This is a genomic window from Hymenobacter sp. (assembly GCF_035709525.1).
In the GTDB taxonomy this organism is placed as follows: domain Bacteria; phylum Bacteroidota; class Bacteroidia; order Cytophagales; family Hymenobacteraceae; genus Hymenobacter.
In genome coordinates this window covers 1-11,692 of the sequence record NZ_DASTEP010000170.1, presented here as the reverse complement: position 1 = coordinate 11,692, position 11,692 = coordinate 1, and the positions used below count along the sequence as shown (strand labels likewise).

Annotated in this window: 12 protein-coding genes; 6 read left to right on the top strand and 6 right to left on the bottom strand. The window is 62.5% G+C overall.

The window, feature by feature from the left end:
• The first annotated feature begins 28 nt into the window (after positions 1 to 28).
• The 5 genes from VFO93_RS14775 to VFO93_RS14755 all read left to right on the top strand — a co-directional run bounded on the left by VFO93_RS14775 (position 29) and on the right by VFO93_RS14755 (position 3,765).
• Positions 29 to 757, top strand: a complete 729-nt coding sequence (locus VFO93_RS14775) for a carboxypeptidase regulatory-like domain-containing protein (RefSeq protein ID WP_325135162.1) — start codon at positions 29 to 31, stop codon at positions 755 to 757.
• A 23-nt stretch (positions 758 to 780) separates the two neighbouring features.
• Positions 781 to 1,269 (top strand): hypothetical protein, encoded by a 489-nt coding sequence (locus tag VFO93_RS14770; protein ID WP_325135161.1) that lies wholly within the window; start codon positions 781 to 783, stop codon positions 1,267 to 1,269.
• Between the two features lie 25 nt (positions 1,270 to 1,294).
• Entirely contained in the window at positions 1,295 to 1,792 is a 498-nt protein-coding gene (locus tag VFO93_RS14765) for a hypothetical protein (protein ID WP_325135160.1), read from the top strand.
• A 45-nt stretch (positions 1,793 to 1,837) separates the two neighbouring features.
• Complete coding sequence (locus tag VFO93_RS14760) at positions 1,838 to 2,932, top strand: lipocalin-like domain-containing protein (RefSeq protein WP_325135159.1); 1,095 nt, start codon at positions 1,838 to 1,840, stop codon at positions 2,930 to 2,932.
• A 209-nt stretch (positions 2,933 to 3,141) separates the two neighbouring features.
• Positions 3,142 to 3,765, top strand: coding sequence for a superoxide dismutase (locus tag VFO93_RS14755; RefSeq protein WP_325135246.1), 624 nt, complete (start codon positions 3,142 to 3,144; stop codon positions 3,763 to 3,765).
• Positions 3,766 to 3,860: 95 nt separating this feature from the next.
• Here the strand turns inward: VFO93_RS14755 and chrA are convergent, their stop codons facing one another.
• The 3 genes from chrA to VFO93_RS14740 form a co-directional block, all read right to left on the bottom strand.
• Positions 3,861 to 5,153 (bottom strand): chromate efflux transporter, encoded by a 1,293-nt coding sequence (gene chrA, locus VFO93_RS14750; RefSeq protein WP_414653591.1) that lies wholly within the window; start codon positions 5,151 to 5,153, stop codon positions 3,861 to 3,863.
• 177 nt (positions 5,154 to 5,330) lie between these two features.
• On the bottom strand, positions 5,331 to 6,734 hold the full coding sequence (gene aspA, locus VFO93_RS14745; RefSeq protein ID WP_325135158.1) for an aspartate ammonia-lyase: 1,404 nt from the start codon (positions 6,732 to 6,734) through the stop codon (positions 5,331 to 5,333).
• Between the two features lie 143 nt (positions 6,735 to 6,877).
• Positions 6,878 to 7,852 carry an isopenicillin N synthase family dioxygenase gene (locus VFO93_RS14740; RefSeq protein WP_325135157.1) on the bottom strand — a complete coding sequence of 325 codons (975 nt, stop codon included), beginning with the start codon at positions 7,850 to 7,852 and terminating at the stop codon, positions 6,878 to 6,880.
• Positions 7,853 to 8,223: 371 nt separating this feature from the next.
• Here VFO93_RS14740 and VFO93_RS14735 point away from each other — a divergent pair, with 371 nt between their 5' ends.
• Complete coding sequence (locus tag VFO93_RS14735; protein ID WP_325135156.1) at positions 8,224 to 9,087, top strand: hypothetical protein; 864 nt, start codon at positions 8,224 to 8,226, stop codon at positions 9,085 to 9,087.
• A 115-nt stretch (positions 9,088 to 9,202) separates the two neighbouring features.
• Here the strand turns inward: VFO93_RS14735 and VFO93_RS14730 are convergent, their stop codons facing one another.
• The 3 genes from VFO93_RS14730 to VFO93_RS14720 are packed head-to-tail and all read right to left on the bottom strand — an operon-like array spanning position 9,203 to position 11,526.
• The gene (locus VFO93_RS14730) at positions 9,203 to 10,594 is read right to left on the bottom strand and encodes an NAD(P)/FAD-dependent oxidoreductase (RefSeq protein WP_325135155.1); all 1,392 of its coding nucleotides are present in this window, start codon (positions 10,592 to 10,594) and stop codon (positions 9,203 to 9,205) included.
• A 36-nt stretch (positions 10,595 to 10,630) separates the two neighbouring features.
• On the bottom strand, positions 10,631 to 11,041 hold the full coding sequence (locus tag VFO93_RS14725) for a hypothetical protein (protein ID WP_325135154.1): 411 nt from the start codon (positions 11,039 to 11,041) through the stop codon (positions 10,631 to 10,633).
• A gap of 5 nt (positions 11,042 to 11,046) precedes the next feature.
• Positions 11,047 to 11,526, bottom strand: coding sequence for a GAF domain-containing protein (locus tag VFO93_RS14720; RefSeq protein WP_325135153.1), 480 nt, complete (start codon positions 11,524 to 11,526; stop codon positions 11,047 to 11,049).
• Positions 11,527 to 11,692: the final 166 nt, after the last annotated feature.

Sequence of the window (11,692 nt, the reverse complement as noted above, 5' to 3'; positions counted from 1 at the left end):
AAGAAAAGCGGCTTCTTCTTTCTGAGTTATGACCCCACGCGCTACTACCCTTCGCATCCCGCAGCCCTGCGCCGAAAGCTGGGCCGCCATGACGCCCGCCGCCAGCAGCCGCTACTGCGCCACGTGCACCAAAACGGTAGTTGATTTCACCCGCATGACCGATGCCGAAATTCTAACCTACCTGGCGCAGGCGGGCCGGGCCGGTACTTGCGGCCGGGTGCGGGCCGACCAACTGGCGCGGCCCCTGCGCGCTGCCGCACCACGGCAGCCGTGGCGCGCCTGGTTGGGCGCGCTGCTGGCCGCCATCAGCCTAGTGCCGCTGGGCGGGGCGCGGGCGGCAGGCCGCACCGCGCCGCCCGTGAGCCTGGCCGCGCCGCCCCCAGGCCAAGAGCCCGCCGCGCCAGTGCGGCTGGCCGGGCCGCCGCCCAGCGGCAGCTACCACCTGGAAGGCGTAGTGCTCGACAGCCATACCAACGCGCCCATTGCCGGAGCTACCGTGCTACTGGACGGTAGCGATAACCAGGTTGCCACCGATGAGCACGGCAAGTTTGTTTTCCCCATCGTCACCACGCAGGCTCGCATCGTGCTGCTCATCAGCGCGGTGGGCCGCGAAACCTACCGGCAGGAAGTAGCCCTGCGCGCCAAGCCCGGCCCACTCACCATCCGGCTGGCTACGGCCAGGGTTTTTCTGGGTGGGCTAGGGCTGGTGAGCCCGCCGCCTACGCTGTGGCAGCGGGTGAGTCGCTTTTTTGCCTGATTCTGAAAAACGCTAGGCTATTTATGATGAATCTTATCCAAAAACAACCCTGCCGCTGGGTACTGCTGCTGGCAGCCAGCCGCTGCCTGGCGGCGCAGGCGCAGCTGCCCGCCGGCCAACCAGCGCCCCGGCCAACGGGACCGATAACTATCAGCGGCACGGCCATCGACGACTCGCTAAATGTGCCGATACCCGACCTGTGGCTGTACCTCAACGACACCAAATACGGGGCCGTGACCGACGCGCAGGGCCGTTTCACCTTCAGCTTTCCGGCCGAGTGGAAGCCGGTGCGCGGCGGCGAGCTGCGCATTTCGGTGGTGCCGGTGGGCTACACTTTCAAGCCCCTGCGCCGGCGGCTCGACTGGCGCACCTACGACCCCGCGCACCCGCTGGTGCTGCGCCTGGCCTCGGCCCCCGGCCGCGGGCGGCCCAACCTGCGCGGCTTCCGGCTGATGACCCCGCCCGCGCCGCCGCCCGTGTACCCGGCGCGGGCGCACAGCATCCGGCCGTAAGTCGTTGGCATCCTATTTTTAAGCCATGAATTTCAGCATCAGTATTCCCCGGCCCTGTGCCGAAAACTGGGGCGCCATGACGCCCGCCAGCGGCGGCCGCCACTGCGCCGCCTGCCAGCAAACAGTGGTTGATTTCAGCCAGCAAACCGACGCCGAAATTCTAGCTTATTTCCAGCGAGCGGGTGTGGGCGGCACCTGTGGGCGATTTCGCGCTAGCCAGGTAGGGCGGCCTTTAGCGGCCCGGTCTACCCAGCCGCCACGCCAGTGGCAGCCGTGGCTAGCGGGCGTACTGGCGGCCGTGCTGGTCCTGCAAGCCTGCGACCCGGCCACCCGCGTGGCCCCACGCCCGCCTTTAGCACATGCACAGCCGCCGACGCTCACTAGTGCGACAGTTACTCCGGCTGAGCTGCTGGCTGGCGATACCACGCTGGCAGTGAACTGCCCCACGGACTCGCTTTTGGCTGAACATATTAACAACCTTGTTCAAGGCTTCACCGTCACCCCTGAGGCTGGCTCAAAATAGCAAGCAGGCCAAACTTTTCGGCCTTCAAAACCTTTGTAGCGGGGTATGATGCGACTACCCATTGCGCTGCTGCTGACGCTGCTTTTTACCGCCTGCTCCACCTTTAAGCCGGTACCCACTACCCGCTTTAACCCCACCGCCACTCGCGCTGAGCTGCCCCGCGAAGAGGCCGTGCACCCGAAGAACTCGCTGGAGTGGTGGTACCTCACCGGCCACCTGCGCGACCAGGCCAGCGGCGAGGAATTTGGCATCGAGTATGTCTTTTTCCACTTCAACCTGAAGGATGGCAAAGACGACTACCAGATGGTGAACGTGGCCATCACCGACCCCAAAGGCCAGCATTTCAACTACGACTACAAGCTCGGCAAGCTGCCGCGCCTGCTTTCCGACTCGCTGCCGCTGCGCCTGCGCGAGCACAAGGATGGACAGGTCTGGACGTTTGACGGGCAGGAAGGCAAGTACCAGTTTGCCGCCGCCCTCACCGGCAAAGACAACGCCGGCTATGCCCTGAACCTGAGCACCACGCCCACCAAGCCCGTGCTGCTGCACGGCGGCACCGGCTACGAAAACTACGGCGGCGGCGTGCTGGCCGGCTACTACTCATACCCGCGTCTGGCTACCACCGGCACGCTCACGGTGGCCGGCAAAACCCACCAGGTAAGCGGCGACCTGTGGTATGACCGGCAGTGGAACTGCACCAGCATCGTGGCCAAGGGCGTGGGCTGGGACTGGCTCAGCATCCAGCTCGACGAGCAGCCCCGCGCCGAAGTGCCGCAACGCAGCGAGCTGATGCTGAACACGCTGCGCAACAGCGAAACCGGCCAAAGCCTCAACAATGGCTCGTATTTCAGCGCCAGCAATGAGAACCTGCACCTCGCGGGCAATGACTTTACGCTGACGCCCCTCACCTACTGGACCAGCCCCAAGTCTAAAAAGAAGTACCCTGCCACTTGGCGCGTGCAGGTGCCCGCCCAGGGCTACGACCTGGTGGTAGAGCCGCTGGTGCCGCAGCAGGAGCTGGCGCTGCGCTTTTTCCACGCCTTCACTATGTATTACTGGGAGGGCATGTGCAAGGTGAGCGGCACCCACCACGGCCAGCCCGTGACGGGCAAGGCCTACGTGGAAATCACGAACAAGTAGCGCGGACTTTCAGTCCGCGCGTGCAACGCGCTACCGGCCTTACCTTGCCCTCGCGGACTGAAAGTCCGTGCTACCCTACTCCTTACCCCATGCTAAAACGCGATTTTATCAAGAACGCCGCCGCGTTCGCGCTCAGCGCCTTAGTTAGCCCTGCCGTGCTGGCCCGCGCCCAGGAAGAGCGCTTTTTGCGCGATGCCCGCGCCCTGCCCATGGCCGACGGGCCGTTCACGCTGCCGCCGCTGCCCTACGCCTTCGCAGCGCTGGAGCCGCACATCGACGCCCGCACGATGGAAATTCACCACGACGCGCACCACAAAACCTATGTCTCGAAGCTGAACGAGGCCGTAGCCGGCAAGCCCGAGGAAAAGCTGCCCCTGGCCGACCTGCTCGCCACCGCCAGCAAGCAGCCCGACGCCATCCGCAACAACGCGGGCGGCCACTACAACCACTCGATGTTCTGGACGCTGCTGGCCCAGAAGGGCGGCGGGCAGCCCACCGGCGCGCTGGCCACGGCCATCACCAAGGACTTCGGCTCGTTCGACAAGTTTAAGGAAGAATTCACCAAAGCCGCTACCTCGCGCTTCGGCTCGGGCTGGGCCTGGCTGAGCGTAGACAAGGCCGGCAAGCTCTTCATTTCCAGCACCCCCAACCAGGACAATCCGCTCATGGACCTGCCCGGCATCCAGCGCGGCACGCCCGTGCTGGGCCTCGACGTGTGGGAGCACGCCTACTACCTCAAGTACCAAAACAAGCGCCCCGACTACGTAGCCGCCTTCTGGAACGTGGTGAACTGGCCCGAAGCCGACCGCCGCTTTGCCGGGGCGAAAAAGTAGTGTAGGGTAAGCTTTAGCTTGCCTTTTTCGCGATTGATAAGTAAAATCTTACTTCATTCAGACGCGGAAAAGGCAAGCTAAAGCTTACCCTACATTCAGCCCACCAGCCACCCCGCCGCCAGCGCCGCGCCGATGATGAACACGCTCGGCACGCGCTCCCAGAGTAGCAGCAGAAACGTGAGGCCCACCAAGAGCGGGTTGAGGGGAAACTGCCAGCCGGGCGGGCAGCCGGGCAAGGCCAGCAGGCGGTCGGGCAGCGGGTGGTAGAGCAGTAACGCGGCGGCGCAAACCAGGCCGGCGCTCACGGCGTTCACGCCTTCCAGTGAGGCCTTTACCACGCGGTATTGGCGCAGGCCATCCCAGAAGCGGATGGCGAAGAATATCAGAAACAAACCGGGCAAAAAGATACCCAGCGCGCCTACCAGCGCGCCCACCAGTTGCCCGCCCACGCCCAGGCCGGTGGGCCGCATGGCCAGCGCCCCGATGTAGGAGGCAAAGGCAAAATTGGGCCCCGGCAGCGCCTGCACCATGCCCAGGCCCGACAAGAACTCGGCACTCGTGAGGTAGTGCTTAAACTCCACGAACTCCGCAAAAAGCAGCGGGGCCAGCACTTGCCCGCCGCCGAATACCAGCGAGCCGTTGCGATAAAAATTCTCGAATAAGCGCACCGGCAGCAGCTCGGTGTAGTGCCCCAGCAAGGCTGCCCCCAGGAAGATGCCGAGCCACAGCCCAAAGTTGGCCCATTCGATGTGCAAGGGCTTCTTATCCTGCACGATGGTGTGCTTGCGGTAGCGCAGCGTAGTGACGCTGCCGCCCGCCAGCAGCAGCACCGGCAGCACCCACGGCAGCTGAAAGAAGTAGGCTATCATGGCGGCGGCTACCATCAAAGCCACCGAAGTTTTGGTGTGAATGACCTTTTCGGCAATGCGGTAGGCCGAAAACGCCACGAAGCCCACCGCCACCGGCTGCACAAACTGCACCACCTGCGCCGTGCGCCCGCCATCGACGTGGCTCAGCAGCAGCCCCGCCACGGTCATTATCACTACCGCTGGTAAGCACCAGATTATCAGGGTTAAATACGCCAGATTGGGCCCGCCCAGCCGCAGCCCGATGGCCGTGATGGTCTGGGTCGAAGTGGGCCCCGGCAGCAACGCGCACAGGGCTTGCAGCTCCAGCAGCTCGGCGGCGGTGAGGTAGCGGCGCTTGGCCACGAGCAGGCGCAGCATCATGGCCACGTGGGCCTGCGGACCACCAAAGGCCGTGAAGGCCAAGCCAGCTACATCTTTGAGAAAGATAACGTTGCGGGTGCGGCGCATCCGGCGGCCCGCCCGCCGCAGGGGCGCCAGGGGCACGGCGGGCGTAGCACGAATGGAAGACTTGGAAAGCACGAAATGGCGGGAGTTACCTGCGCCGAAGATAGGATAATTTCGGTGTAGGGTAAGCTTTAGCTTGCCAGCGCGTAGCGCATAAACGATTGTGGGGCAAATTTTACCGCGCTTCCATTTGCTCAACATGCGTTTATGCGCTACGCGCTGGCAAGCTAAAGCTTACCCTACACTGACTGCTTACTGAATAAACACCGGCCGAATCAGATTCTCAAACGTGAAAATCTCGTCCCACTTCGCCTGAGTCAACAATCCGCGCTCGGTCACGGCAATATCGTGCACCGACTTGCCGGTGGCCAAAGCTTCTTTGGCAATACTGGCCGAGGCCTCGTAGCCCAGCACGGGGTTGAGCTGCGTCACGATGCCAATGCTGTTGTAGACCATGTTGGCGGCGTGCGCGGCGTTGGCCGTGATGCCGAGCACGCACTTGTCGCGCAGGGTGTGGCATGCGTTGGTGAGGTAGCTGATGCTGGTGAAGAGTGCAAACGAGATAACCGGCTCCATGACATTGAGTTGGAGCTGGCCGGCCTCGGCGGCCATCGTCACCGTGAGGTCGGCCCCGGCCACGTAGAAGGCCGTTTGGTTAACTACCTCCGGGATGACGGGGTTGACCTTACCGGGCATGATGCTGCTGCCGGGCTGCAAGGCGGGCAGGTTTATTTCGTTGAGGCCGGTGCGGGGGCCACTGCTGAGCAGGCGCAGGTCGTTGCAGATTTTGCTGAGCTTCACGGCCGTGCGCTTGAGTACACCCGAGAGCTGCACGTAGGCCCCGGTATCGTAGGTAGCTTCGATGAGGTCGCCGGCCAGCAGCAAATCCAGTCCCGTTACCTGGCGCAGGTGCTGGGTTACGAGGCCCGCGTAGCCGGGCGGCGTATTCACGCCGGTGCCGATGGCAGTAGCGCCCATGTTAATTTCGGAGATGAGCCGGCGCGAATCATCTATGCGCAGCAGCTCCTCACGCAGGTTGGTGGCGAAGGCGTGAAACTCGTCGCCCATGCTCATGGGCACAGCGTCTTGCAGCTGGGTGCGGCCCATCTTGAGCACGTTCTTGAACTCCTCGCCTTTTTGGGCGAAGGCATCGGCGAGGGCACCTAGGGCCTGGCGGTAGCCCACGAGCTTGTTGTTGAGCGCGATGCGGAAGGCCGTAGGGTAGGCGTCGTTGGTGCTTTGCGAGCAGTTGACGTGGTTATTGGGGTGGCAGTAGTCGTAGTCGCCTTTCTGGTGGCCCATCATTTCGAGGGCTACGTTGGCGATTACCTCGTTGGCGTTCATGTTCACCGAAGTGCCCGCGCCGCCCTGTATCATGTCGGTCAGAAACTGGTCGTCGAACTCGCCGCTCGCTACTCGGTCGCAGGCCGCCACGATGGCATCGGCAATGTTAGCGGGCAGCACGCCAAGCTCTTTATTGGCCAGGGCCGCGCCCTTTTTCACGTAAGCCAGTGCCTGCACGAATAGCGGCTCATTCTTAATTGGAATGCCCGTGATGGCGAAGTTTTCCATCGCCCGCAGGGTTTGGATGCCGTAGTAGACGTTGGCGGGGATGTGGCGTTCGCCCAGAAAATCGTGCTCGATGCGGGTGGTCATTTAGGAAGGAGTGTTGCGCGGACTTTGTAGTCCGCGTATGAATTAACCGAATTATTTACTGCTAACGCACGCGGACTACAAAGTCCGCGCAACGAAAAGCGGCTGACCTTTTCAGGCCAGCCGCTTCTCAAACTATCAATCACTTACTTCTTCTTCAACCCCAGCTCAATCAGCCGCTCGTTCAAGAACTCGCCGGCCGTGATGTCGGCTTCCTTCTTCGGGTTGTCGGCCGTGACGAGGTGCGGCAGAGCCGCCAGGCTCATCTCGGAGCGCGGGTGCATGAAGAACGGGATGCTGTAGCGCGAGGTGTTCATTTTCTCGCGGGGCGGGTTTACCACGCGGTGAATGGTGCTCTTGAGCACGCCGTTGGTGAGGCGCTGGAGCATGTCGCCCACGTTCACCACAATCTGGTCGGGCAGGGCCGTGATGGCAATCCACTGGCCGTCGCGGCGCTTCACTTGCAAGCCGTCGGCGCTGGCGCCCATCAGCAGCGTGATGAGGTTGATGTCGCCGTGCTCGGCAGCGCGCACCGCATCGGCGGGCACCGCGTCGGGGTCTTCGATAGGAAAGTAGTGGATGGGGCGCAGGATGCTGTTGCCGTTCACCACTTTATCGTCGAAGTAGTTCTCAGGCAGCTCCAGGTACAGCGCGATGGCGCGTAGCACGTCTTTGCCCGCACTTTCGAGGGTGCGGTAGGCCTTCATGGTGCTTTGCGCGAAGCGGGGCACCTCATTGGGCCAGATGTTGGCGGGATACTGCTCCTTTACCGGGTCTTCGCCCTCGACCTCCTGGCCCACGTGGAAAAACTCCTTCAGGTCGCCGGTGTTGCGGCCCTTGGCGTGCTCCTTGCCCTTGCTGATGTAGCCGCGCTGGCCGGCTAGCTCGGGCACTTCGTAGGCCTGCTTGGCCTGGTCGGGCAGTTGGAAAAACTCCTGCACGTCGGCGTACAGGGCCTTTGTTTGCTCCTCGTTGAGGCCGTGGTTTTTGAGGGCGATGAAGCCGATGCTTTGGTAGGCATCGCCGAGTTCTTGCACGAACTTGGCTTTGCGGGCGGGGTCGCCGGAGCGGAAATCCGCCAGGTCGAGCGAGGGGATGTGGTCAGGCAGGTTATCAGCCATGCTAAAAAAGTAATTGGGTTAAGAATTACTTGCTGATTGGTTCTACAACCAATAACCACTGGTAGCGAATCGACTGGCCGGCCGCGCTTGCGAGCCAGCCGCCCGCGCCAACCCGCCAGCAGCAAACCAATGGTTACCTGGCCCAAAGGTACGGCAAAACCCTGGGGCGGGTTGGTGCCGTATTGTACGGGTTAAGCAATGGTTTTAATCGACCGTTTCTATTGATTTTACTTAGACATGAGACGTTAGACACGAGACACGAGAACTGCTCTACTAAGCTTTCTCATGTCTCGTGTCTAACGTCTCATGTCTAAGTAAAATCAACTCACGCAGCTTAGCAGCGCTTTCTTTTCCACCTTTCCTTTCACCTTATGAAATCTGCTCTTGCCCCGTTTGGCGGCACCCTGGCGCTGGCCGCCGCCCTGGCCCTCGGCAGCTGCAGCACCTCGCAGCAAGCCGAAACCGCCACTACCGCCCCCGCCGAGCGCGACACGGCCCTCGGGGCCCAAACCACCACCAACACGGTAGCCGGCGCGGCCCAGACTAAAAACGGTATCACGCTGACGCCCTTCGACGACTCGCCCAAGTTCCCCACGGCGCAGCTGCGCCTCAACCAGCCCGTAGCGGGCTCGTCGGTGCCCAGCCCGGTGCCGTTCAGCTACGACCTCACCAACTTTCAGCTGACCAAGATGACGGGCGGCGACCACGCCCAGCACATGGCCAACTCGATGAAGGGCCAGCACATTCACCTCATCATCGACAACAAGCCCTACATCGCGCAGTACGAAACCAAGTTTTCGCAGCCGATGGAGCCCGGCCAGCACGTGATTCTCTCGTTTCTATCACGCTCGTACCACGAAAGCCTCAAGCATCTGGGCGCGTATGACTTGCGCACCATTACGGTGGGTAATAACGTAGATACCACCAGCGCCAAAGTCGATTTGAAAGCCCCGCACCTCTTCTACAGCCGCCCCAAAGACACCTACGCGGGCGCTGATGCGAAGAAAATCATGCTGGACTTCTACCTCGTCAACACTACCCTGGCCCCCGACGGCAACAAGGTGCGCGCTACCATCAACGGCACCGAGTTTATGCTCGACCAGTGGCTGCCCTACATGATGGAAGGCCTGCCGCCCGGCCAGGCCACCATCAAGCTGGAATTAGTCGATAACGGCGGCAAGCTGATTCCGGGGCCGTTCAACTCGGTTACGCGCACGATTACGGTGCAGCCGTAATTTCAAATTTTCCGCGGAGTTTCGCAGGGTTAAAAACGCAGGGTCTCGCAGGGTTCGTCCAATTGGCACCCTGCGAGACCCTGCGTTTTCAACCCTGCGAAACTCTGCGGGAAACTTATCCTACCAAGCGAGCAACCAATGCTTGCACCTCCGCATTCTCATAGTCAGCTTCACTTTGAATATGCGGCATGAGTTGCTGCATAATGGCGTCTTGCTTTTGCCCGGCGGCCCAGGCCTCAGCATAGGGGGTGTCGGGCGAGAACGTGACGCGCGAGTACAGCGGTAGCCACTTGTCGGGATATTGGGCGGCGATTTTGGCCTCGATGCGCTTTTGCAGCAGGAAGCGCGGGTCGGCCACGCGGTCGCGCATTTCCACGAAGTTGTAAAGCGCGAGCTCGGCCATGGCATCGGTGTTGGGCTTGCGCAGGCGCTCAAACTCATCCATAATGCGGCCCCAGTCGCCTTCGCCCAGGTCGTCGAGCAGGCGGTCGAGCACGGTGCAGTCCTCAAAGCCCGCGTTCATGCCCTGGCCGTAGAAAGGCACGATGGCGTGAGCCGCATCGCCGAGCAGCAGCACCGAATCCTGGTAGCTCCAGGGCCAACACCGGATGGTGACGAGCGAGCCCGTGGGGTGGTCAAAGAACTCGGTATCAAGCTCCGGCATCAGCGGCACCACGTCGGGAAATACCTCGCCGAAAAACCGCTCTACCTCCTCGGGCGTGCGCAGGCTGTCGAAGGATAGCGGCCCTTCATAAGGAAAGAACAGCGTAGCATTGAACGACCCGTCGAGGTTGGGTAGCGCAATCATCAGGTAATTGCCCCTGGGCCAGATATGGAGGGCGTTTTTCTCCAGCTGCCAGGCACCATTCGGCCCCGCCGCGATGGTCAATTCCTTATAGCCATACTCTAGGTACTGCTGCGAGTAGTCGGCCCTATCGAGCCGCTGCATGGCCCCGCGCACCGCCGACCACGCGCCATCCACGCCAAAGAGGCGCTGGTAGGGCACATCGTATTCGCGGGCGCTGGCCACGTCGCGCAGGTGCAGGCGGCGGGCGGGCAGGTCGAGTTGGGTCAGTTTCTGCCCGAAGGTAATTTCGACGCCCGGCTTGGCCTCGGCCAGGTCGAGCAGGGTGCGGTTGAGGCTGTCGCGGCTCACCGAAAAAATAGCCTGGCCCTCCTGCCCGTAGGGCTGGTAGGTGAGCTGCCCGCGCTGGTCGTGCATCACGCGCCGGTACATCGGGATGCCAACCTTCTGAATATCATCGGTAACGCCCACGCCCGCCAGCCCGCGCCAGCCCCGGTCGGAGAGGGCTAGGTTGATGGAGCGCGCCTCGCGCAGGCTGCCCCGGCGCGGGTCGGGCAGGCGCTCGTAGAGGTGCACCGGGTGGCCGCGCCGCACCAGGTACAGGGCCAGCAGCGTGCCCACCAGGCCCGCGCCCATTATCACGAGCGGCTCGGCGGCGGCAGGAGTAGCGGCGATAGGCGAAGAGGAAGAAGGAGAATCCATGCGGTGAAGGTAACGGCGGCAGGGCCCGGCAGGGCGCTATTTCAGGCTGGCCAGCGGGTAGATGAAGGCTAGTGAGCTGGTGTTTTTGTCCTTGGCCAGCAAGCCGGGCTTGAACGTAGCCTGGGCGTTTACTACCTGGTAGTCAGCGGGATTTTTCAGGTCGCTCACCAGCAGGCGGGCCAGCTGGCGCATCCGCTGCTTCAGGGTATCGGGGTGCTGCTCGGGCGCGGCCTGGGGGTTCAGCACTTCCAGGCTGAGCACGGCCGGGCCGGAGCCGGCGGCCGGGGCCGACACTTTCAGCTGCTCGGCTTGCAGCAGCTCTATCTGCCGCTGAATGGCCGCGTCGTGCTGGTGCCGGATGGCGACGCCAGGCGCTACTTCTACCTGCTTGCCGCAGCCGGCTACCGCGCTGCCCAGCAGCAGCAGCCACATCTTCGATACGTTCATAGTCTTTAAAACCAAGCGCTTGCCAGGGCCATCAGTTGCTCCAGCGCCGCCTGGTCGTCGGCGTCGAAGTCGTTGAGCTGGTCGCTGTCTACGTCGAGCACGGCTACTACGGTGCCTTCTTTAATAACCGGCACCACGATTTCCGACTTCGAGTCGGAGCTGCACGCGATGTGGCCCGGAAACGCCTCCACGTCGGGCACCAGCACCGTGCGGGCTTCGGCCCAGCTGGTGCCGCACACCCCGCGCCCCTTGCGGATGCGCGTGCAGGCTATCGGCCCCTGAAACGGCCCGAGCACCAGCTCCTCATTTTTCACCAAGTAAAAGCCGACCCAGAAAAAACCGAACGCCTGCCGCAGCGCGGCGGCCGTGTTGGCGAGGTTGGCGGTGAGGTCGGGCTCGGCGCTGGTGAGGGCTTCGATTTGGGGTAGCAGCTCGGCGTAGCGGGCGGCTTTGGTGTCGGCGGTGAGAAAGAGGTTTTCGGCCATTGAATTGATACTTACTGAATAATGTCAGCCGTTGGCAGCGCCGCTGCCGCTGGCCGCCGTTTAGCGCGCAGCGCGTAACGGCAGGCCAACCAGTGGGGCGAGTCTCCAGACTCGCGAAATAGCTTACGCGCCGCCTTTACTTCGGTACGCGAGTCTGGAGACTCGC